The 21,333-nt window shown below is 67.1% G+C and carries 15 protein-coding genes; 2 read left to right on the top strand and 13 right to left on the bottom strand.

All coding sequences use genetic code 11. The features are described from left to right. Window positions 1–14: 14 nt before the first annotated feature. From FHT26_RS06305 to sctU, 8 genes are all read right to left on the bottom strand, one after another. Window positions 15–539: a CesT family type III secretion system chaperone gene (locus tag FHT26_RS06305; RefSeq protein ID WP_246867751.1), complete on the bottom strand. Its 525-nt coding sequence runs from the start codon at window positions 537–539 to the stop codon at window positions 15–17. Then, complete coding sequence (locus tag FHT26_RS06300; protein ID WP_168559307.1) at window positions 536–1,393, bottom strand: hypothetical protein; 858 nt, start codon at window positions 1,391–1,393, stop codon at window positions 536–538. The genes FHT26_RS06305 and FHT26_RS06300 overlap by 4 nt, the downstream gene beginning before the upstream one ends. Then, window positions 1,390–1,650, bottom strand: coding sequence for a type III secretion system export apparatus subunit SctS (sctS, locus tag FHT26_RS06295; protein WP_056810193.1), 261 nt, complete (start codon window positions 1,648–1,650; stop codon window positions 1,390–1,392). Before sctS ends, FHT26_RS06300 begins: the two co-directional genes overlap by 4 nt. Before the next feature lie 13 nt (window positions 1,651–1,663). Next, window positions 1,664–2,320, bottom strand: coding sequence for a type III secretion system export apparatus subunit SctR (gene sctR, locus FHT26_RS06290; RefSeq protein ID WP_168559306.1), 657 nt, complete (start codon window positions 2,318–2,320; stop codon window positions 1,664–1,666). Beyond that, window positions 2,298–3,368, bottom strand: coding sequence for a type III secretion system cytoplasmic ring protein SctQ (gene sctQ / locus FHT26_RS06285; RefSeq protein WP_168559305.1), 1,071 nt, complete (start codon window positions 3,366–3,368; stop codon window positions 2,298–2,300). Before sctQ ends, sctR begins: the two co-directional genes overlap by 23 nt. Window positions 3,369–3,374: 6 nt before the next feature. Next, complete coding sequence (sctP, locus tag FHT26_RS06280; RefSeq protein WP_168559304.1) at window positions 3,375–3,986, bottom strand: type III secretion system protein SctP; 612 nt, start codon at window positions 3,984–3,986, stop codon at window positions 3,375–3,377. A gap of 145 nt (window positions 3,987–4,131) precedes the next feature. After that, window positions 4,132–6,087 (bottom strand): FHIPEP family type III secretion protein, encoded by a 1,956-nt coding sequence (locus tag FHT26_RS06275; RefSeq protein WP_168559303.1) that lies wholly within the window; start codon window positions 6,085–6,087, stop codon window positions 4,132–4,134. 23 nt (window positions 6,088–6,110) lie between these two features. Further along, window positions 6,111–7,205 carry a type III secretion system export apparatus subunit SctU gene (gene sctU / locus FHT26_RS06270; protein WP_168559302.1) on the bottom strand — a complete coding sequence of 365 codons (1,095 nt, stop codon included), beginning with the start codon at window positions 7,203–7,205 and terminating at the stop codon, window positions 6,111–6,113. Between the two features lie 161 nt (window positions 7,206–7,366). On the opposite strand from sctU, the gene FHT26_RS06265 reads away from it, so the two are divergent. Next, on the top strand, window positions 7,367–9,124 hold the full coding sequence (locus FHT26_RS06265; RefSeq protein WP_168559301.1) for a tetratricopeptide repeat protein: 1,758 nt from the start codon (window positions 7,367–7,369) through the stop codon (window positions 9,122–9,124). Window positions 9,125–9,356: 232 nt separating this feature from the next. Here the strand turns inward: FHT26_RS06265 and FHT26_RS06260 are convergent, their stop codons facing one another. The 5 genes from FHT26_RS06260 to FHT26_RS06240 form a co-directional block, all read right to left on the bottom strand. Further along, window positions 9,357–11,738 carry a hypothetical protein gene (locus FHT26_RS06260; protein ID WP_168559300.1) on the bottom strand — a complete coding sequence of 794 codons (2,382 nt, stop codon included), beginning with the start codon at window positions 11,736–11,738 and terminating at the stop codon, window positions 9,357–9,359. A 15-nt stretch (window positions 11,739–11,753) separates the two neighbouring features. Then, window positions 11,754–12,710, bottom strand: coding sequence for a CesT family type III secretion system chaperone (locus tag FHT26_RS06255; RefSeq protein WP_168559299.1), 957 nt, complete (start codon window positions 12,708–12,710; stop codon window positions 11,754–11,756). A 144-nt stretch (window positions 12,711–12,854) separates the two neighbouring features. After that, window positions 12,855–15,776: a hypothetical protein gene (locus FHT26_RS06250; protein WP_168559298.1), complete on the bottom strand. Its 2,922-nt coding sequence runs from the start codon at window positions 15,774–15,776 to the stop codon at window positions 12,855–12,857. 55 nt (window positions 15,777–15,831) lie between these two features. Next, window positions 15,832–16,548 carry a lytic transglycosylase domain-containing protein gene (locus FHT26_RS06245; RefSeq protein ID WP_246867749.1) on the bottom strand — a complete coding sequence of 239 codons (717 nt, stop codon included), beginning with the start codon at window positions 16,546–16,548 and terminating at the stop codon, window positions 15,832–15,834. 7 nt (window positions 16,549–16,555) lie between these two features. Beyond that, window positions 16,556–18,034 carry a helix-turn-helix transcriptional regulator gene (locus FHT26_RS06240; RefSeq protein ID WP_168559297.1) on the bottom strand — a complete coding sequence of 493 codons (1,479 nt, stop codon included), beginning with the start codon at window positions 18,032–18,034 and terminating at the stop codon, window positions 16,556–16,558. A 381-nt stretch (window positions 18,035–18,415) separates the two neighbouring features. On the opposite strand from FHT26_RS06240, the gene FHT26_RS06235 reads away from it, so the two are divergent. After that, entirely contained in the window at window positions 18,416–21,004 is a 2,589-nt protein-coding gene (locus FHT26_RS06235) for a chemotaxis protein CheW (protein ID WP_168559296.1), read from the top strand. Window positions 21,005–21,333 lie beyond the last annotated feature (329 nt).

Raw genomic sequence — 21,333 nt, 5'->3', positions numbered from 1 at the left:
GGGATTGTGAACGCTCAGGCCCTCAGCCAGAGGTAGTCGCCCGCGGAAATCGCCTCGAACATGTCGTCAGGGGCTTGCAGCAGGTGGTCCTTCCAGTAGCGGCCGTGCTCGGCGTAGTGGGTCAGCGTGTCCATCAGCCACGGGCCGTCGATGTCGTCTGTCATCGGCACGCGCACGATCAGCTGCGTCGAGCCGGTGTCGGGGTCGAGGCCGAGCTGCGCCTGGTCCTGCGCATAGACCAGCAGGTTGGATTCCAGCATCAGCCGGAAGATCGACAACGTGCGTCCGGCGGTCGTGATGCCGTAGTCGAACTGGATGTACATCGCCTGCGGATCGTTCGTCACGTGGTCGACGATCACGCTGAAGCCCTCGACCTCGACCCGCCGCGACTGCAGCACCGCCTGCACGTCCGGCAGGTCGAGCTCGCCGCACAGCGCGGTCAGCAGCTCGATGTAGCGCTCGTGGTCCGGGTCTGCGCCATCGGGTGCATCGCCCTCGGCGCCCTCGGGCAGCTCGTCGTCGTTCATGACAGCGCTCATGGCTGGTTCCTCCTCGCCTGCACCAGCATCTTCGCGATGCTCAGCGCGGACTGTTCCTCGGTGCGCGGCACCTGCAGCTGCAACAGCTTCATCGGCAGCATCCAGTGCAGCATCTTGATCGACAGCGGGAAGCCGCCTTCGGGCAGCGCCGGCTTCAGGTAGTTCGCGGCCAGGTACTCGGCCACCGCCTTCAGCCCGCCGCTGTCGAGCCGCGCGCCGGCCCGGGCGCTGCCGAGCAGCGCCAGGTTCAGCTTGCGCAGCGCACTCGCGGCGAGCGCGCCGTTGCCGGTGTCGGCCGCCTTGTTCAGCTCGCGGTCGATGACGGCCTTCTGCACGACGCCCAGCATGCCCTTCTTGCAGCGCTGCAGCGGGATCTTCGAATCGAACACCCGGCGCGGCGACCCGCCACGCCCGGGTTCATCCGATTTCTCCGACAGGCTGCGCGCCTGCGCCAGCTTGTCCTGGCGCGAGCGTTCGCCGCCGCCCTCGTCCTGGTCGTCGCCCGAGTCCTGCGACTGGTCCTTCAGGCCGACGGCCTCGGTGCCAGTCTGCTGCGACTCCGCCGAGTGGAAATCGTGATCGTCGTCATCGCCCTGGATACCGTTCGCACCGCGGCGCCGGCTCTTGCGCGCCTTGTTGGTCGTCGAACGCTTCGGGCGCGCGCCCGGCCGGTTGCCGCCGACGTGTCGGCCCTGCCCGCCGGCGCGGTGCGGGCCGTGGTGGCCGCCGTGCTGGTGCGTGGCCTGCGGCGTCGCGGGCGGCGCGGTCTGCGCGGTGGTGGCGGTGGCGGCGACCGCGGCCGCACGCGGCGCGACGACCGGCGCCATCCGGGTGAACGAACGGGTGATGCTCATTGCAGCGCCGCCTGTACCGCCTGCTGGGCGAAGCCGAGCACCATCGAGGCACCCCACGGCGCGGCGACCACCAGCGTGATCACCACCGCGATCAGCTTGGCGCCCTGCGAGATGGCCTGGTCCTGCAGCGAGGTGATCGCCTGCACGAAGGACACCAGCAGGCCCACCAGCGCCGCCACCAGCACGGCCGGCAGCGAGACCATCAGGCACAGCAGCATGGCCTGCGAGGTCAGTCGAACGATGTTGTCGTAGTCCATGGGGGCTCGCTCGCTACTTGTAGGTCAGGACCAGGCCGTGGATCAGCGTCGACCAGCCGTCCATCACCACGAACAGCAGCAGCTTGAACGGGATCGCCACCTGCGTCGGCGTCACCTGCGACAGGCCGAGCGCGAGCAGGATGTTCGCGATGATCAGGTCGACGACGACGAAGGCCAGGTACAGCAGGAAGCCGATCTTGAAGGCCGCCGTCAGCTCCGACAGCGTGAAGGCCGGGGCCAGCACGATCAGGTCGTCGGCCTTCAGCGCCCTCGCCCGCTCCGGCGGCCACACCGCGGCCGCCGATTTCAGGAAGAAGGCCTTCTCGCGCGCCTGCGCATGCTTGTCGAGGAACTTGCGCACCGGGTCCTTCGCGACCTCGAGGATCTGGCCGATCTGGCCGGCACTCGACGGCGCGAAGCCCTGGTCCTTCATCTTGTCGTACGAATCCATCACCAGCGGCGCCATGATGTAGGCCGACACGATGATCGCGATGCCGTTGAGCACCATGTTGGGCGGCACCTGCTGCACGCCGAGCGCGTTGCGCAGCAGCCCCAGCACCACGACGATCTTGGTGTACGAGGTCACCATCATCGCGACGAAGGGCAGCACGCCGATCGCGAACGCGATGACGAGCAGCGGGAGCAGTTCACCCGTGGTGGTCTGCGTCATCGCGTGCCACCATGCGTGTGATGCGGGCGCCCAGCCGCGAGCCGACCGCCACCAGTTCCGCGTGGCCGATCACCTGGCCGCACGACACCAGGCGCAGTCGCGCCTCGGCCGCCGGCACCGCGAGCTCGATCACGTAGCCGGGCTCGATCGCCTCCAGGTCGGCCAGCGGCACCGACACGGTCTCGATCTCGAAACGCACCGGCAGCTCGAGCTCGCCGATCGCATCCGCGGGTTCGCCGGGTTCGGCGAGCAGGTCCTGGTCATCGTCCAACATCTGAAGTCCTCCTTCGACTGTCCATGAATTGCCTTGAATCCGTCCCGGCGCCGCCAGGCAGCGCGCACCGCGCGGCCCGAGGCGCAGCGCCGCGGCGGCCCCCTCCAGGGCCTGCAGCGCGGCCGGCAGCAGCACCACGTCGCCGACGCGCAGCGAGCGCAGCACGTCGATCGACAGCGCGCGGCTCGCGATCGCCACGGCGCCCGGCAGGCGCAGCACCGAGCGCCAGGCGCTGCGCTGGCCGTGCGGCCGCGCGGCGCCGCGCAGCGCGTCGTGCACCGGCCCGGGAAGTTGTTGCACCGCGACGCGTGCGATCTCGGCGCCGTCGCGGCGCAGGCTGCACCAGCCGGTGCGCGGCGCCTGCTCGGCCGGCAGCGGCGCGAGCGCCACCGCCTGCACGCCGGGCAGCACCAGGCGCGACAGGCGCTCGGTGGTCTCGCCGAACAGCGCCTCGGCGGCCAGCGCGCGCAGCGGCGCCCCCAGGTCGGGTGCCGCGGCCAGCGACAACGCGGCATCGGCGCGGCAGGCGATCGCGAGGCTGAAGCGGCCAGCGTCGCAGTCGAGCTCCAGCGCGTAGCTTGCGAAACCGCGGAGGGCGTCGTTTGCATCCGGCGCCGCGGCGAGCGAGAGACCACGCCGCAGGTCCAGCGCGCGCCACAACGCGCCGAGGCGGCGGTCGTGCAGCAGGCGCGAGGCGCTGGCGGCGGCGGCGCCGACGGCCCCCAGGTGGGCGGCGATCGGCGTGACGGGTTCGATGCGGGTGGCAGCGGTCATGGCGAATCAGTCAATGGAGATGGCGACATCGCGCCGGCGGTTCAGGGATTCTTCGAGCGTTGCGGCGAGGGCGTCGCGATGGGCAAAGAGTAGGTCGCGGGCCCTCGAGTCGGTGGTCTCGAAGCGAAGCTGCAGCCAGTACGACGAAAGCGACAGCGCCAGCGTGGTGTCGGGCAGCACGTCCGGGCGCAGCGGCATGCGCACCTGCCAGCCTTCGCTGTCGTCGACCGCGCTCTCGTTGCAGAAGCGCGCGATGGTCTGTGCGATCGCGGCGACCACCGGGTGCGTCGGCGCGGCGACGCGGGCCACGCGGGCGGCGCCGTGCAGCAGCGGCTGCAGCAGCTCGGGGCTCGGCACCAGTTCGTCGGCCCATTCGGGCTCGGCGTGTTGCTCGGGCTCGGGTTCGCGGGCGACTGCGGTGGCGTGTTCGGGTTCGGCGGAGATGGCGAACTCGGCATCGACCGGCTGTGACGATGACGGCTCTGGATCGGCGCGCAGACGCTCGCCGAACGGCCGTGCGCCGCTCGACGACCGGCGCTGGCGCAACAGGTCGGTGAAGCTCGGCGCGCGCAGAATGTCGGCAGGCACCGGCTGCTTCGGCAGCGGGCTGCGGTGCACTTCGAAGGTGACAGGACGAGTGCGGCTCATTCAGCACCTCGACGCAACTTGAACGTGATCCAGCGAACCCCGTGGAACCGGCTTTGCCGGGCCACTGGGGTTGCCCCCTCGAGGGGGTGGCGCGAAGCGCCTCCGGGGGTGGGCGTCACAGCGCCACCCTGCCCAGGGGCTCCACGCGCACCTGCGCGCCGAGCTCCTGGTACGAGTACACCGCCAGCCACTTCGATTCCGATTCGACGATGCGGCGCACATAGCGGCGGATGTCCATCGAGGTCACCACCGCGATGCCGGCGCGCGGCGTCATCCCCGCCAGTTCCTTCACTCGCCGGGCGATCGCGCCGACGGCGTCCGGTGCCAGCGCCAGGTAGTTGCCGGCCGGCGTCGGCTTGATCGCGTCGCGGATCATCTTCTCGACCGCCGGCTCCAGCAGCACCGCCGACAGCGCCCCGCTGCCCTGCGTCGCGCGGTGGCTGAGCCAGCGCCCGAGGTCGCCGCGCACGTACTCGGTCAGCATCAGCGCGTCCTTTTCCTTCGGGCCCCAGTTGATCAGGCTCTCGCAGATCGCCCGCATGTTGCGGATCGGCAGCTGCTCTTCCAGCAGCCGGCGCAGCACCTCGGCGATGCGCTGCACCGTGACGACCTTCTGCATCTCGGCCACCAGGCCGGGGTAGTCGGCGCCGACCCGCTCCAGCACCCACTGCACCTCCTGGATGCCGAGGAACTGATGCGCCTGCTCGTGCAGCGACTGCACCGCGTGCTTCGCGATCACCTCCTCGTTCGACGGCTCGCCGTCGGCCTTCGGACCGATCGCCAGCTGGCCGCTGCCGTGCGGCACGTCGTGCAGCAGCAGCTCGTACTCGTTGTCGGCGTGGCTCGCGCGCGTCCACAGCCGGATGCCGGGGAACGGCAACCCCAGCTGCTCCTGCAGGCTCAGGCGCTCGCGCTCGAAGGCGCTGTTCAGCACGTCGGGCCGCAGCGAGGCGGCCAGCGCCGGCGACATCGTCACCGCGAGCGGCGCGGTGAACGCGCTCGCCTTGTCCTCGATCGCCTGGATGTCGCCCTTGCGCGCCTTCGCGCCTTCGCGCTGCAGGCCCTTCAGCGCATCGGCCTCGCCTTCGTGCGAGGTCGCCTTGCCGGCGGTCTTGCCCTGCAGCTTGCGGCCCAGCATCACCAGCGACGCGGCCAGCAGCAGGAACACGTACCACGGGAAGCCCGGCACCAGCGCGAAGCCGCACAGGAAGCCGGCCGCCAGGTACAGCGCGCGCGGGCTGCGCGTCAGCTGGAAGGTGATTTCCTCGCCGAGCGACTTCGGCTTGGCCGCATGCTCGTCGGCCACCCGCGTGATCATCACGCCGGCCGCCACGCAGATCAGCAGCGACGGGATCTGCGACACCATCGCATCGCCGATCGACAGGATCGCGAAGCGGTTCGCCGCCTCGGCCGCCGGCATGCCGTGGTAGGTGATGCCGATCACGATGCCGGCCAGGATGTTGATCACCGTGATGATCAGCGCCGCGATCGCATCGCCCTTCACGAACTTCATCGCGCCGTCCATGCCGCCGTGCAGCTGGCTTTCCATCGCGAGCGCGGCGCGGCGCTGGCGCGCCTCGTCGGCGGTCAGGTGGCCGGCGCGCAGGTCGGCGTCGATGCTCATCTGCTTGCCCGGCATCGCGTCCAGCGTGAAGCGCGCGCCGACCTCGGCGACCCGCTCCGAGCCTTTCGCGATCACGATGAACTGCACCACCGTGATGATCAGGAACACCACGATGCCCACCACCAGGTTGCCGCCCACCACCAGGTTGCCGAACGACTCGATGATGTGGCCGGCGTCGGCATGCAGCAGGATCAGCTTGGTCGACGAGATGTTCAGCGACAGCCGGAACAGCGTCGTGAACAGCAGCAGCGCCGGGAACGAGGTCAGCGAGACCGCGCTCGGGATGTACATCGTCACCATCAGCAGCAGCGTGCTGATGGTGAGGTTCACCGCCAGCAGGCCGTCGATCAGGAAGGTCGGCAGCGGCAGCACCATCAGCGCGAGGATGGCCACGATCGTGGCCACCATCGCGGCATCGCCGCCTATGTTGATCTTGAATTTCTTCATGGCATCCGCCTGGGTGATGAGAGTCAATGAACGGGGTTGTCGTCGCCGGAGGGCCGGGCTGCGGCCGGATCGCCGCGCTTCGCGCCGATCTCGTCCACCCAGCGCAGCACCACGGCCACCGATTCGAAGAGTTCCTCGGGCACGGCGTGGTCGACCGGCACCTTGTGCAGCGCACGCGCGAGCGGCGGGTGCGCGAACACCGGCACGCCCATCGCTTCGGCATGGCCGCGGATGACCAGCGCCGCGTCGTCGACGCCCTTGGCCAGCACCACCGGCACGCCGGCCTCGTCGGCGCGGTAGCGGATCGCCACCGCGTAGTGGGTCGGGTTGACGATCACCGCATCGGCGCGGCCGACCGCCTGCTTCGGGTCTTCCTCGGCCAGCTCGCGCGCCAGCTGCTTGCGCTGGCCCTTGATCTCGGGGTCGCCTTCCTGGCCCTTGAACTCGCGCTTGATCTCGTCCTTGGACATGCGCTGGCCCTTCATGAAGTGGTGGCGCTGCAGCGCGTAGTCCAGCGGGGCCAGCACCAGGAACAGCGCGACCGCGAACAGCAGCACCTTGCCGATCGCGCCCCAGGCGATGGCGCCGATGGCCAGCGGCGTCTGGAACACCGCGCCCGAGATCAGCGGCAGCAGTTGCACGATCACCTGCCACATCACCGCGCCGATGACGACCGCCTTCAGCACCATCTGCGCGAAGCTCATCAGCGACTTCACCGAGAACACCTTCTTGATGCCCTGGGCCGGGTTCAGGCTGTCGAACTTGGGCTGCACCGCCTTCGGCGTGAGCTGGAAGCCGACGTGCGCGGCGATGCCGATGGCCGCGCCGATGGCCGCGACCACCAGCAGCGGCAGGATCACCAGCCCGGCTTCCATGCCCATCGCGGCGAGGCGCTTCCAGATCACGTCCATCGGGATGTCGCCGGGGCCGATGTCGAGTGCGAGCGAGATCACGGTGCGGATGCGGGCGACGCTGCTGTCGGCCATGGCCATCAGCGTGCCGACGACCGCCAGCGTGGACGCGGCGATCGCCGCGTCCTGGCTCTTCGCGACCTGGCCTTCCTCGCGTGCCTTGCGCAGCTTCTGCTCTGTGGGCTCTTCGGTTTTTTCGTCGGACATGGCGTGACCGAATGCAACGGGCGTCGACGGATTGCCGACATCGACAGGCTAGGCGGGCCGTGCGCGCCGGCCGGTGCCGCGCACGAAGCGGCGTGCGCAAACCCGACGCCGCGTGGTCGGCTTCGCTCCGGCCGTGCCGCGGCGCCCGCACAATGCGGCGCATGCCCGACCTGATCGCCCCGCCGACGGCCGAACTGCAGCGCGTGATCGACGCGCTGCCGACCCTCGAAGCCGCCGAAGACCCCGCCCGCCATCGCGGCCTGCTCGAACAGGCGGCGGCCCTGGCCGCCGGCGAGGGGGTCGACGGCCACACGCTCGGCCGCATCCAGCTGCTGATGGCCCGGCTGCATGCGCAACTCGGCGAGTACGAGCTGGCATATGCGCGGGCACTGTCGGCCAGCGAGAAGCTGGAGCGCGCCGGCGACACCGCGCGCGCGTCAAGCGCGGCCAGCACCTGCATCTCGATCTGCATCGAGACCGGCGACTTCAGCCGCGCGCTGGAGCACCTGCGCCAGACGCAGGCCGGGGCACGCGCACGCGGCGACCTGGAGCTGCTGGTGCGGCTGCTGTTCAACCAGGCCTGCACCTTTTTGTGCGTCGACGAGTTCGACGCGGCGGCGCAATGCTGCGAAGAGGTGCTGCGCGTGGCGGCCGAGATCGCGAAAGAGACGTCGAAAGAGAAGTCAGCCGACGCGTTGCGCAGCCAGGTGGCGACCACCGCCGAAAGCGCGCGCGCCGCGCTCGGCTTCAGCCGCACCTACCTGGCCGATGCGCACGAGCGGCGTGGCCGGCTGGCCGAGGCCAAGGCCGAGCGGCGGCGTGCCGCCGAGGCATTGCCGCAGGCGAGCGACCGCAGCCCGCTGGCCTCGCTGCACATGGTGATCTACGCGCGCTCGCGGCTCGGCGACCTGGAAGGCGCGCGGCACACCGCGTCGATCTTCCTGCGGCGCGTGCGCCAGCTGCCGCGAGCGCCGCGCTGGATGGCGCAGGTGTGGCTGACGATGGGCGTGTACTACCAGCACGCCGGGCGGCCGGGGCGGGCCGCGGCGCGCTTCGAGCGGGCGATCCGCGCGATGCGCAGCATCCGCCATGACGGCGAGCTGCCGAACACGATGCAGATGCTGGCCAATGCGCATGCCGCGAACGGCCGGCATGCCGATGCGCTGCGCTGGCTGCGCCAGGCGCATGCGGCGCGGCGCTTCACGCAGCCCGAGCAGGAGCGGTTGCACTACCGCATGGCCGCGCTGGAGCGCGATGCCGAAGAGCGCCGGCTGGAGCGCGAGACCGCGCTGCTGCATGCGCAGCGGCTGGCGGTGGTCGGCCGGCTGATGGCGCAGATCTACCACTCGCTGGGCGCGCCGCTGGTGGCCGCGCGGCAGGCGCTGTCGCTGTGCATCACGCAGGCGGACCATCTGCGGCCGAGCGAGCTGTCGGCGGCGCTGCGCGGCGTGGTCGCGCACATCGACGAGGCGACCGCGCTGACGCGCCAGCTGCGGATGTTCTCGTACCGGGCGGCACCGCAGGCGATGGTGCTCGACCTGCCGCTCGCGCTGCAGGAGGCGTGGAACGGCATGGCGATCGGCCGGTCAGGCCCGCGCGAGCCGCTGGCGCTGCACGGCGTCGCGCCGCCGCAGGTGCGCGGCGATGCGCAGCGGCTGGCGGTGCTGCTGCGCATTCTGCTGATCGAGATCGAGCGGCTGGGGGGCGCGCAGGCGCCGCAGGTGATGCTGTCGATGAACGGCTCGGCGGTGCGGGTGCTGTTCGCGTCACCGGCGCGCGAGGCGGATGCGTCGGCGGTCGGCGGCGTCGGGTTCACGCTGTGCGAGGAGATCGCGCGCGAGATGCAGGGCGGGCTGTGGCGCATGGATGCGCCGCAGGGGGAGCTGCGGGTGGCGTTGGAGTTGCCGGCGGAGAGGTAGCCCGGATGCCAATCCGGGATGGCGGTGTGGCACGTTCCCGGATGGCATTCAGACTACGACGGCAAGGTGATCGGCCGATCGGACCCGCGCGAGTCGCTGGCGTTGCATGCCGTCGCGGCTCCACGCTTTGCGAGAGATCGCACGCGAGTCGGGGCCACCTGTGACGCATGAAAGCGCCGCAGGGGAACTGCGCGTGGTCCGGAGTTACCTGAGAAGGGACAGCTGAGGCACTTTATTGAATGACTTCCTCAAGCACCTTCATGAAGGATCCCAGCTGCTCTTTCAACTTCAACTGAGTTTCCTCATCTGAGACTTCGTCCCGTTGCATATATATACTTAAAAGATCCACCCCTATGATACTCATATGACGACTGCAGTTTCTTGCCCATTTTTTCAAGGCCTCTATTCCGGCCTTTTCAACAAATAATCTGGACTCAAGATCAGAAACGCTCGACAGAAAATCTTCGATAGAGCGTGAGAATAATTCAACATCCTCTGCGAGTCGATAGGCATCAACTTCTGTCGACTCCGAGATCTTCGTCCAACTGGCGAGAAACGAATGTGCCCCAGTCTGAAGTAGCGTCTGATACTTTTCCACTTCATGTTCAGCGGTCTTGGCAGGAGAGACCTGGTCTGGTGACGGTCTTCCGACTGCTAGCGCCTCTCCAGGTTGATATTGCCCAGCCACTACATGCTTATCGCCAACAATTATTATATTTCCCGTCATCTCAAAACCTTTTTTGCTCATCTTTGATTTCTTATTGAAAAAATCATGAACCCGATCCGCGCCACGGCCTATCACCGACTTTTTTCCAGCCTCATCCGAGCCTGCACTTAATTTTTCATTTCTCCTGATCGGGTTTTTCTCTTTATTATATTTTTTGACCATCTTTTTAACACGATTTTTTACATAAATACTCTCACTGTCACTTGACGATGCAAGATCGGGCAGATTTAGCTCAGCCTTCTTGTAGTGAACTGGATCCACTCGAATCGAACGTTTTTCTATGGAATTTAAGCGCCCATCCTGAACGGTGAATTGACCGCCACCAACACTGGAAGGCAGCCAAGAAGTACGATTCGCTTTTTTATCGCTGGAATAATTCGATGAATCACTTTCCGAGCCGGAGCCCGATGCACCGATATCAAGCAAGGCCTCTTGTTTCTTCCGTCCAATGACAGCGGTGACTTCGACACATCCGAGAGAAACACTCAAAGCATCATCTGATTTTGAAGATCCTTCGGACTCTTCAACCGCACTTTCCGTGATGCCGCTTGACGATGATTCATCAGAGTCCGATGACAATCGTTCGCCTACACTCCTCCTACTGCCGCGAGCCTCGCTCTCTTCCTTATACGTCCGTTCCTTACTAACCCTCTTCCCGCGAGGCTTTAGAAGCACCGGCGGCAAATTTTCGCTTGAGTCTTCACGTCTGGGTTTATCACTACTCGAATCAACCGCGTCGTCTCTTCGGTTCGATGCAACGTCTTCAGCATGATCCGCGGCTTTATTGTCTAAATCCGATTGCGTAGCATCTAAATCAAATGATTTAGAGTCCTGATCTGATTTCTTCATGCTCTTCAAACGGGAAACTTCAGCCTCCCATTTACCTATCTCACCTCTGTAAGGATAATGAAAAAGCAGACTTTCTCCGATTGCGTCGTCGAAATTTTCTCCGTTATCACAAGATTTAAAGCAGATCTCCCCGCCATTCATTACCAAGTGCCTGACCGCCTCTCCCATAGTGATATCAATATGCTTCCGGGCAGCACTGGCGCTGGAATTCATGACGGATCCGTCTCCCTTGGGGACGCGCAACAAGGGAAATACGTATAGAATATCAGGCTGCTGTTTCGCAACATTTTTGGCTCCACTCACCGCATGATAGAGCGACTGATATGCAGCACGGAGCTTGTATTCGGTTTCCGGGGCTGGGCGCGACTTCTTTGCAAGAATTCCAAATCTCGTCTTATGCGTGTAAATTGGCTTCGTGAAGAAATTAATTCGACCGTTTGGCGATTTTTTCACCGCAACATCACCCGTTTCATATTTTGCCGACGGATGGGCTTCGCCAACGACGACCCCGTCCCTGGGAATAGCAGGGGGATTACCCATGTGGATTCGTGCACCCGCCGACCAAAGGCGGTAGGCAAGTTCATGTAGCTCCTTCGGCAGCCCACCTTTCACAACCTTATCGCACTCCAGAATCATGGTCGCCCCCAAACGGGCATACGACAAATCGAAAGGCTCCCCGCGGAGTACACTTCGAAAGGCCTTCAATCCGCGCTTGGCATGACATTCGCGAAGACCTGTCCCATGGTTCGGGAGACGGTCGACATAAGCCTTACTGTGGCATATAATATGATTGCGCATTTTCAATGGCATGTGATAACCGAAAAGCTCATTGGGTGAAGTATTTTTTGCCATGGAATAATCCACTTCAATGAACCCATGCCCGCCCATGTCAGGTACATGCGAACTCAAAACCTTCTCCCGATTCTTCAAACCAATCGCATTTTTTTGAGAAAGGACCATGTATTCATTTTTATTGCTATCTGATGAGAGCGGCTTGGTGTAAAACAAGCGTGAAAATGCTTTTACCGGATTCAACATCTCAATCTCCAAAATTTAATTCAACACATCAACGAATTCATCAATCGGCCACGAGAGATTCCGCGCCCGATTTGGCTGGCCCCAGCAGGCTTCGAACCATTGCGTTGCGTTGCGGCCGATCTCGACGATCCCGTCCAGCAACTGCTCGCTTGTCCATACCGGACCGATGATCGTTCGGCGGAACATCACCAGATCCGCGGGCTCCGCCAGACCGAAACCATCTGCCCCCCCGGTTGCATCGGCATCCGTCGCCTTCAGCAGTCCCATCAGAATTTCCATGGGTTCCTTAACCGGCGCCGCGCCGTATTCGCACTCCAGCGTCAACCGGGTCGACCTCGGTTCGGCATGCACCAGCACGACCTCGGCGTCTCCCATCGAGAACCGCAGCGCCAAGGTCTGTGGCGCAGCTGCGAGTTCCTCGACACGGTCCACGCGATCGTCCTCGCACAGCTCCTGCAGCACGCGAACCAGCTGCGCGCGCGCATCGGTCTCTGACGACCGCGGCGACTCATCGCGCCCAGTTGCTTCCAGCACCGGGAATGCCTCCTCGTACAAGGAGCGTCCGGCGCGCCAATGGTGGACCTGCTGGGCCAGCGCCGCCATCACGGCCTCGATCGCGTCCTTCCCGCACTGCGCCATCGGCACCTGCACCCCGAAAGTGATCGCATTGACCCCAGGCCGCCAGCCGAAGCTGCCGCTGCCCGAGGCCTGAAGCCGGCAGTTCAGCCGAAGCAGGGCGCGCAACCCCCATTCGTCCTCCGGCGCAGGCCCGAACTCGCATTCGAGCAGCAGGTGATCCCGGTGCCGCGCCGCGTCGTGCGAGATCTCGAAGTCGATCCCGTCGACCGCGAACCCGACGGCATCGGCCGCGTCGTCGTCGTGCTTCAGCTCAGGCGCTGGCTGCCCGTTCGCCTCGAACAGCGCGTGCATGCACTGCACGAACATGCCATGCCATCGATCCGGGTCTTCCATGCGAGCAACTCCAGGCCAGGTGGTACACAAGCCCGCGGCTGCGGGCGTACCCCTGTGTCACCGCATCCCGCGGTGCGTTCCGTCGCTGCTGCATGTCGGGCGCTCTCGCCCGGGGCCGGGAGGAATGTCCCTGCGCAAGCACCGTCAATCTTCGAGTTCGAGGATGACCGACTCCGTGGCATCAGTTGGTGGCGGTTGTTCGCCGGACTCGGCCCAGGTCCGCGAGGGCCTCTCGTTTCTGCCCGCGAACTCGCGCTCGAGCTCGCGGGCATTCATTTCGCGGATGACGGGCGCTCCGGGCATCTCGAACGAAGCCCGTGGTGCGACGAAGAACTTCGACTTCTTGAGGGCAGCCGGCAGTTCGCTCGTCGGCAGCACGATCGATGGATCCGATCCGGCTTGATTCAAATGCAGCGCCATGAACGACATGTTCGCGCGACGGGCGTTCTCGGCGTACTGCTCCGCCTGGACCCCTCGAACCCAGTGTTCGACCTCCTGCCGGACCGCAGCAGACAGCAGGTCCCTTGTCCATTGATCGATCATCACTTCCCGCAACGCCTCGAGCATCGGCATCAACTCGGGCATGGAAGACAGCAGGCCCGAGCTCAGATCGATGAGGCACTGTGCCCCCATGTCGGGAGGCACCCACTGCAACGCAGTGATCCGCACCGGCTGCTGGGCCAGCCACTGCCACGCGCGGTGGCTGCCGCCGGCTTCGTGAGCCTGTGCATGAACGTATGGCCACAGCCAGCTCAACAGCACCTGCCACGCCTGCAGCGATGCCATGCCCGCGGCACCCGCTTCTTCAAGCAACGACAAACCGTCGGCGGAGCTCGGCGCAAAGCTCGGGCATCGCTGGCGCACTGTCTCCAGCCAGGCCTTCGCATCGTGCGCAAGATCCGCCAACAGACGTCCGTCGAGCAGCACCTTCAGCAGTCCAACGGCCTGCGCTGCATCACCCCATGCCCGGGCGGTCGGCAGCAGCAGCGCCAGCACGGCCTGCCGGGCTCGCAGGCCCGCCAGCTGCGGCAGCGCCTGGGCAAGCAGCTGGCGTGCATCGTCCGGCGGCAATGTGTCCGTCCCGCCCCACCGGGCGATCGTGGCGAGCCAGGCCTCGACGGCGGCGCCGGCCAACATGCCTGGATGCAGCGCCACGGCCACGAAGCTGCGAAGAATGGCACCGCAGGCGTCCGGCACCTCCCGTGCCAGCACCTCGCGGTGTTTGCCGATCGTCTGCTGCCAGGCGTTGTCCAGCAAAACCCGCAGGGCCTGAACCTCGGCAGCGTTGCCAGCCGCCAGCCTGACGCCGACATGGCGGTGCAGTGCGACCAGCCAGCGGCGCAGCGTCTTTCCGTACGCCGCCGCGAGCCGCGGTGATACGCCCGGGTCGGCGATCGGCAAATTGTTCAATGCGCGCTCCAGCGTCTCGCGCGCGTGTGGCGGGTCCAGCGTTGCCAATCGACGCAGTGCCTCGTCGAGAACCGCCTTTCCTCCGCCTGCCACGGCCGCCTCGACCTGCCGGAACACATCGGGCTCCTCGGTGCCGGGCCGGGTGCTCGCCGGTGTCGGGATCGCGGCGGCAGGTTCCGGCCTGGAACGCTTGCCGGTGCGCGCACAGCCCGGCATCGACGTCCCTCGGGGCGGCGACCGACGCGGGCTCGAGCGCCGGGGAGTCTCACGATGCAATAAATGCGCATAGGGTGGAAAAGCGCCACGCTGCGCCCCCATCTCGATCGCCTCCGTGCATTGCTTGTCGAACGCACGCTTGAACGCGTCCGAGGCACCACTCCACGGTTGCGCGCACAGCAAGCAGCCGAGGCGACGCTCCATCGTCCTGGCCTTCGTCGCCGGCAACGCCTCGATGGCCGACGGATGTGCCGCAAGCCATGCCCACGCCTCTTTGAAGTCGGGTTCGAAAGCCTCATATTGCACGTCGGGCCACAGCCATGCCATCAAGGCGGGCAGCCCGGGCACATCGCCGAGGGCAGGCACGACCGCCTTCAGGACGTCGAAAGCCTGCCGGGCGGACAGCTCGATCGGACGGCACGCCGTTGCCAGCATCTCGATCCAGCGCGCTGCCTGCTGCTGCGGCAACCGCAGCGCCGTTCGATCGAGCAGCACGTTCAGCAGTTCCACGTGGTTCGGCAGCTCGCCGGCAGTCGTCACGCGCAAGGACGGCTGGAGAACGATCAACAGCGCCCGCCTGGGCTGCAAATCATTCAGGCGACCCAGCGTGTCGCGTAACAAGGTCAGTGCATCACTGCGCCGAATGTGCAATTCCGAGCACCAGGCGCCGATCATCGAGATCCACTGCGCGGCTTGCTGAGGATCCAGTGCTTTCATCAACGCCGGATGCAAGGCCGTGACCAGCAATCCGTTCAACACGGACTGGCACGCATCACGATGGCGCCCCGCCGCGCCCGTTGCTCCGATCCATTGCGTCCGCGCCCTGAGCAGCAGACTCATCACCTCGGGAAGGGGCCATGAGGACGCATCGGGCGCATCGAGCGCGGCGCTCAGGTTCGTCAGCCAGGACATCATCAGGCTCGCGCGCGTCGATGCGTGGTCGTCCTGCAGATCGGCCGACAAGCCCGGCACGCGCGTCATCGCGTCCGCGAGGAGTGCGAAGGCGCCCTGCTCACCGGGCAGCACGATCGGGTCGGGCAAGACGGGCAGGCTCAGCTGCCGCCCGTCATCCGGCGCGGTCTGGAACTCCATGGCATCACTCGCCCCTGCGCTGTGCGGAATCAGCTCAAGGTGGTGCAACCACCATATCGAGTCATGCGAAAAGAGCGGGACCAGAAAGTCCAACGAAGCTCTGCTGCCACTCAGAAAACCGCGCTTGTCACCCGCTGTCGCTCGCGGGTCGAGAAGCTTGTCTTGCACGAGCTCCTTGAGTTCGTCGAAGCGACCCTTGTCGGCGAATTCGTCCAGCAGGTGCACCGTGGACGATGCGGGCTGCGTCTGCGAGACATATTCCGACAACGGAAGGCGAAAATGTGGGTGTGTGGGTCGCATCGCGCCAGGCAGGAAATGAAGAGTTTCCTGAGTAACGCCAGCGGTCACTCGGTTCCTCCATGCCACCCCAAGCGGCAAATTCATGCCGAACCTCGATGCCGCCTCACCGGCTCAGGCTCCGGTAGATCGCCATCACGTTCTGCACATACGCCTGCGTCTCCGGGTACGGCGGGATCTCCCGCCCATACTTCATCACCGCCCCCTCGCCGGCGTTGTAGGCCGCCACCGCCAGCTCCGGCTGGCCTTCGAACATGTTCAGCAGCAGGCGCAGGTAGCGCGTGCCGGTGCGCAGGTTGGCCTCGGGCTCGAACAGGTTGCGCTCGGCATCGGCCAGCCCCATGCGCTGCGCGGTCGCCGGCATCACCTGCATCAGTCCGATCGCGCCCTTCGGCGACACCGCGTTCGCATTGAAGCGCGACTCCACGTGCACGATCGCGCGCAGCAGGTTGACATCGGTGCCGAAGCTGCGCGCCACCGACGCGATCAGCGGGTCGTACGCGCTGATCCGCTCAGCCGACGGCACCGCCGAGATCGCGATCGACGACGGCGGCAGCAGCGCCAGGCTGCCGCGCCGCTGCGCGTCGGCCGCCATCGCCTCGTCGGCCAGGCCGAGGATCGAGGCCACGTCCTGCGCGCTCAGCGGTTTCGCGGCCCGCACCGGCGGCAGCACCGGCACGCACTGCACCCCGCCGTCGGCGATCGGCCGCGCGCTCAGGTAGCGGTTGCCGAACGCATCGGTGCAGTCGAAGGCCGCGCCGGCCTGCGAAGCGGCCCCCGCCAGCAGCGCGCCGATCGACGCCCGCACGCCACGCGTCCACATGGCCGTCTCAGTACGCCGCAGCCATCTGGTCCGCACGGCCGCGGCGCGCCAGCGTCTCGGTCGGCGTTTCGCGGAAGTACTTGCGGTACGAGGTGACCAGCGTCGAGCGGTTGCGGATGCCCCAGCGCGCCGCGGTCTCGATCACGCTGTGGCCCGGTGCGTCGTCGCGCAGCAGGTCGGCGCGGATGCGCTCCACGCGGCAGCGCTGCATCACCTCGCCCGGCGTCATGCCCAGGTGGTTCTTGAAGGCCCATTGCAGCGCCCGCTCGGTCACGCCCATGTCGTCGGCGATCTCGCGCACGCTCAGCTCGGCGCAGTCCAGGTGCTCCAGCAGGTAGCGGTACGCGCGGCGGTACTTGGCCGGCAGCCGCATCTCGATGTCGTCCTTCACCGCCACCGGCGCCGCCGTGCCCGGCCGGGCCGCGCGGTCGTCGAAGGCCGATTCGGTGCGCACGCACTGCATCGATTCGAGCGCATAGCGCTGGTAGTGGCGCATCGATTCATCGACGCGGCCCGACAACGCGCACACCTTCGCGAGGCAGTACGACAGCTCCATGCGCCAGCGCTGGCGCCCGCCCATCTCCGCTTCGCGCGATTGCAGCGGTTCGAGCGTGGCCCGGGCCAGCTCGGCCTGGCGCTGCGTGATCGCGACCAGCGCGGTGTCCAGGCGCGCCTGGCGCTCGAGCGTCGCGAGACCCAGCGTGCGCAGGCCGGCCACGTGGTCGGGCAGCGCGGCCTGCGCGCGGGCATCGCCACACGAGGCCAGCACCAGGTCGCGCAGCTGGCGCAGCCGGCGCTCCACCAGGGCGAAGCGGCCATGCGCATTCATGCAGTGCTCGATCGCCGACAGCGGCTGCAGCTGGGCCGAGGCCGGCATGCGGTCGACCAGCGGCGATTGCCAGAACACATGGTCGCGCAGGTCGTCGTGCGCGCGGATCTCGCTTTGCGCCAGCAGCTCGACACGCACCAGGCTGACCATCATCGCGAGCTGGGCCGAATCGTCGTCGCGGGCGATCTCGCTCGCGTCGTCCAGCGCCTGCATCGCGCGCTCCTTCTGGCCGAGGCCGTGGCGGGCCATCGCCATCGCGCACATCGCCTCGACCTTCTGCGCCGGCGTGGCGGCCTCGTCGACGGCCATGCGGCCGAAGCAGGCAGCGGCCGTGCCGTAGCGGTGCTGGTACAGGCTCAGGAAGCCGGTGCCGCGGCACGAGACCACGCGCACCGTGCCGCGCTGCGCGCCGCCGGCCAGCTTGACGGCCAGGCGGTAGGTCTCCTCGGCCTCTTCGGCACGGTCCAGCGACAGCATCAGGTCGCCGCACAGCTGGGCCAGCTCGCTCAGCATGTCGTCGCCCAGGTGCACCGGGCGATCGCCCAGCAGCTCCTCGGCCTTCGAGACGGCTTCCTGGACGCGGCCTTCGAGCACCGGCGACATCAGGGCCTGGACATGTTCGTGGCGGGCCAGGACGGTGAGGACTTGGATCTGCATGACGTTCGCTCCTTGAGGTGAAGGTCCGCTGCAGGACCCGATGGAGCTCAGTCTCGTCATCGCACGAAAAAACAAGCTCATGAACTCTCAGTCACGCCGGTTGCCTCAAAAACGAGAAGCCGCACGCGGCCGATTCGCAAGCTTGCGAAAGCGCGCGTTGCCGTGGCCTGTGCTGACGCGAAGCTGACGCCGCACGTCCCTCGAAGAAGCCCGTCGGATGCATTTCTGTCGCGTGATGCGCAAGCGTGATCCGTTTCACGAAAGTGCAGGTGTACCTCGCCCCGGATCGGCCGATTCTCAAAGTTGAGACCGTGCGTGTCGGCTGGGGCCTGCGAGCGAGGCGGATGTCTCACGAAGTCACTTGAATCCTCAGGACGAACAATGAAAAAGATCTGGCGCCGCGGGATGCCCTTCTCGCCCGAAGTGGCCCCGCTGGTGTCGCGCATGCCCGCGGTCGACGAGTACCGCGAGTCGCTGCTGCGGCTGCAAGGGGTGTGGGACAGCCTGTCGATGCTCGGGCAGATGAGCGGCACGCTGCCCGACATCGGCGCGACGCGCGCCGCATTCCAGTCGCTGTCCGAAGACCTGCTCGACAGCCTGGGCCGCACGCTGCTCGCGAACGTCGCTCAGCGCATGCGCAGCCAGGCGCAGGTGGCGATCGACATCCTGGTGCGCAACCTGTTCGAGCGCACCGCCGACATCGGGTTCCTGAGCACCGATTCGCAGCTGCGCGATGCGGTGCGGTCCAGCAAGTCCGCCGAGGGGATCGACGCTGCATCGCTGCGCGCGCTGCGGGCCCGCTTCGCCGAGTACGCGGCCAAGTACACCGTGTACGACGACGTGGTCGCGCTGGCACCGGATGGCCGCGTGCTGGCACGGCTCGACGATTCGACCGATGCCCGTGCCACCGGTCGCGAACCCTGGCTCGCGCAGGCGCTGCAGGGCGCACCCTATGTCGAGCATTTCGGCGAATCGGCGCTGATGGGCGGCCGGCGCGCGCTGCTGTACGCGGCGGCGATCCGCGTCGACGAGCGCGTCGAGGGCGTGCTGTGCCTGTCGTTCCGCTTCGACGACGAAATGCGCGCAATCTTCTCGCAGCTGCTGGAGCCGCGCGACCGCAGCGTGATCGTGCTGTCGGACGCGCGTGGCGCGGTGCTGGCGTCGTCCGATCCGTGGCAGGTTCCGGTCGGGGCGCCACTGCCACCGGCCGCCGGTGCGCAATCCGCCCACCAGCTGGCCCGCTTCGCCGGCCGCGAGTACCTGCTGGTGCATGCCGCCGCGACCGGCTACGAAGGCTACAGCGGCCCCGGCTGGTCGGCGCATGCGCTGGTGCCGGTGGACCAGGCCTTCGACACGGCCGAGTTGCAGGACGCCGCGACCGCAGCAACGGACGCCGACGAGCTGCTCGCGCGCCTGGACACCCGCGAGCTGTTCGGCGAGGCGCTGCGCACCATCCCGACGCAGGCACGCCACATCCAGCGCGATCTGTCGCGCGTGCTGTGGAACGGCCGGCTGCGCCCGGCCGGCGAGGGCACGTCGAACGCCTTTGCTGCCACGCTGCTGCGCGAGGTCGGCCAGACCGGCGAGCGCATCCGCCAGGTTTTCGAGCAGGCGATCGCGAACCTGCACCGATCGACGCTGAACGCGGTGTTCGACGAGGCGCGCCACCATGCGCGGCTGGCGATCGACATCGTCGACCGCAACCTCTACGAGCGCGCGAACGACTGCCGCTGGTGGGCGCTCGACGGGGTGCTGCGCGGCGTGCTGTCGCAGCCGGCCGGCCAGCGCGACGCCGCGCGCGCCGCCGCGGTGCTGCAGCGGATCAACGGCCTGTACACGGTGTATGCGCTGCTGGTGCTGTTCGACACCGACGGGCGCATCGTCGCGGTGTCGGACCCGGCCGAGCAATCGCGCTGCGGCGAGTTGCTCGACGCGCCGTGGGTGCGCGAGACGCTGGCGCTGCGCGATCCGCAGCAGCATGTCGAATCGGCGCATGCGGCGAGCGAGTTGTATGGCGGACGGCCGACCTTCGTGCATGGCGCCGCATTGCGCGCCACGGATGGAACGGCGGCCGTGGTCGGCGGCATCGCGATCGTGTTCGACGGCGAACCGCAGTTCGCGGCGATGCTGCGCGACGCGCTGCCGCTCGATGCGCAGGGCGCGCCGTCGCACGGCGCGGCGGCGCTGCTGGTGACGCGCGCCGGCACGGTGGTCGCGAGCAGCGACACCGCGCGCTGGCCGGTCGGCAGCGGCTGGTCGGTGCCGGCGGACTGGCAGGTGCTGGCGCGCGGGGTGTCGACCAGTTCGGTGATCCACCTCGACGGCGTGGCCTGGAGCGCCGGTTGCAGCGTCTCCGGCGGCTACCGCGAGTACCACGCCGACGGCAGCGTCGGCCCGCACGATCTGTTTTCGGTGGCACTGCTGAAGCTCGGCGCGGTGCAGGCGCAGGCGCCGGTGGCGCCGCTGGTGTTCGACAACGCCGCGACGCCGCCGCGCGGCAAGGAGCCGTTGCTGTCGATCGCGAGCTTCCTGTGCGCAGGCCAGTGGCTGGGCGTGCCGTCGGCGATGGCGCTGCAGGCCTTGCAGCCACCGCGCATCGCGGCCCTGCCGAATGCGCCGGCGCACCTGCTGGGCATGCTGGAGTTCGAAGGCCTGCTGCTGCCGGTGGTCGACCTTGGCGTGCTGCGCGGCACCGGCCCGGCGACCGACCCGCAGGCGGCGCTGGTGGTGGTCCAGGGCTCGCGCGGCCAGCGCTTCGCGATGCGTGTCGACGAGCTCGGGCCGGTTTTCGAGGTCGCCAGCGCCCGCGTGCAGTCGCTCGCGCGGCCGGGCGGTGCGCAGGAGCGGCTGGTCAGCAGCCACCAGCGGATGCTGATCCTGATGGATGTCGATACGCTGGTCGCACAGGCCGGCATTGCGGCGCTGGCGGTCACGGACGTGGCGACAGTGGCGGAGGTCGCGCTGGTCTGAGCAAGCTTGTGTTCGCCTGAGCCTGCGCAACCGTGGTGGCAACGGGAAGCGGTGTCACTTCAACATCGACAGCCGTTGTTGGAGCAGCTCACGAAACCGTGCGCGCCAGCGGGCGTTGGCGGGCGACGGATGGGGCATGGGGTGCATGAACTGCAGCAGGATCGGCCCCCGTCGCGACTTCTTGAAAGGACATCCGGCCGCAGCGATCGCTGATGTCCTTGAGGCGTAGGACTCAGCCCGTGTGCAGACCGAAATGGCAAGCAGCCCAGCCTGCCGATTCCGTCAGCTCAGACCTGCGGGCGAGGTGTCAAAAATGACCCCGCTCGTTG

Origin of the sequence: Rhizobacter sp. SG703 (assembly GCF_012275445.1) — a bacterium.
Classification (GTDB): domain Bacteria; phylum Pseudomonadota; class Gammaproteobacteria; order Burkholderiales; family Burkholderiaceae_C; genus Rhizobacter.
Note: the sequence above shows the minus strand (reverse complement) of the source record. Positions and strands in the feature narration are given on the sequence as shown.

What these genes read in the sequence shown, in the direction of transcription:
- FHT26_RS06260 (WP_168559300.1), bottom strand. Translation starts at nt 11,738, where the DNA reads ATGTTGAATCCGGTAAAAGCATTTTCACGCTTGTTTTACACCAAGCCG.
- FHT26_RS06255 (WP_168559299.1), bottom strand. Translation starts at nt 12,710, where the DNA reads ATGGAAGACCCGGATCGATGGCATGGCATGTTCGTGCAGTGCATGCAC.
- FHT26_RS06240 (WP_168559297.1), bottom strand. Translation starts at nt 18,034, where the DNA reads ATGCAGATCCAAGTCCTCACCGTCCTGGCCCGCCACGAACATGTCCAG.
- FHT26_RS06275 (WP_168559303.1), bottom strand. Translation starts at nt 6,087, where the DNA reads ATGAAGAAATTCAAGATCAACATAGGCGGCGATGCCGCGATGGTGGCC.
- FHT26_RS06300 (WP_168559307.1), bottom strand. Translation starts at nt 1,393, where the DNA reads ATGAGCATCACCCGTTCGTTCACCCGGATGGCGCCGGTCGTCGCGCCG.
- sctQ (WP_168559305.1), bottom strand. Translation starts at nt 3,368, where the DNA reads ATGACCGCTGCCACCCGCATCGAACCCGTCACGCCGATCGCCGCCCAC.
- FHT26_RS06235 (WP_168559296.1), top strand. Translation starts at nt 18,416, where the DNA reads ATGAAAAAGATCTGGCGCCGCGGGATGCCCTTCTCGCCCGAAGTGGCC.
- FHT26_RS06245 (WP_246867749.1), bottom strand. Translation starts at nt 16,548, where the DNA reads ATGTGGACGCGTGGCGTGCGGGCGTCGATCGGCGCGCTGCTGGCGGGG.
- sctU (WP_168559302.1), bottom strand. Translation starts at nt 7,205, where the DNA reads ATGTCCGACGAAAAAACCGAAGAGCCCACAGAGCAGAAGCTGCGCAAG.
- FHT26_RS06305 (WP_246867751.1), bottom strand. Translation starts at nt 539, where the DNA reads ATGAGCGCTGTCATGAACGACGACGAGCTGCCCGAGGGCGCCGAGGGC.
- FHT26_RS06265 (WP_168559301.1), top strand. Translation starts at nt 7,367, where the DNA reads ATGCCCGACCTGATCGCCCCGCCGACGGCCGAACTGCAGCGCGTGATC.
- sctR (WP_168559306.1), bottom strand. Translation starts at nt 2,320, where the DNA reads ATGACGCAGACCACCACGGGTGAACTGCTCCCGCTGCTCGTCATCGCG.
- sctS (WP_056810193.1), bottom strand. Translation starts at nt 1,650, where the DNA reads ATGGACTACGACAACATCGTTCGACTGACCTCGCAGGCCATGCTGCTG.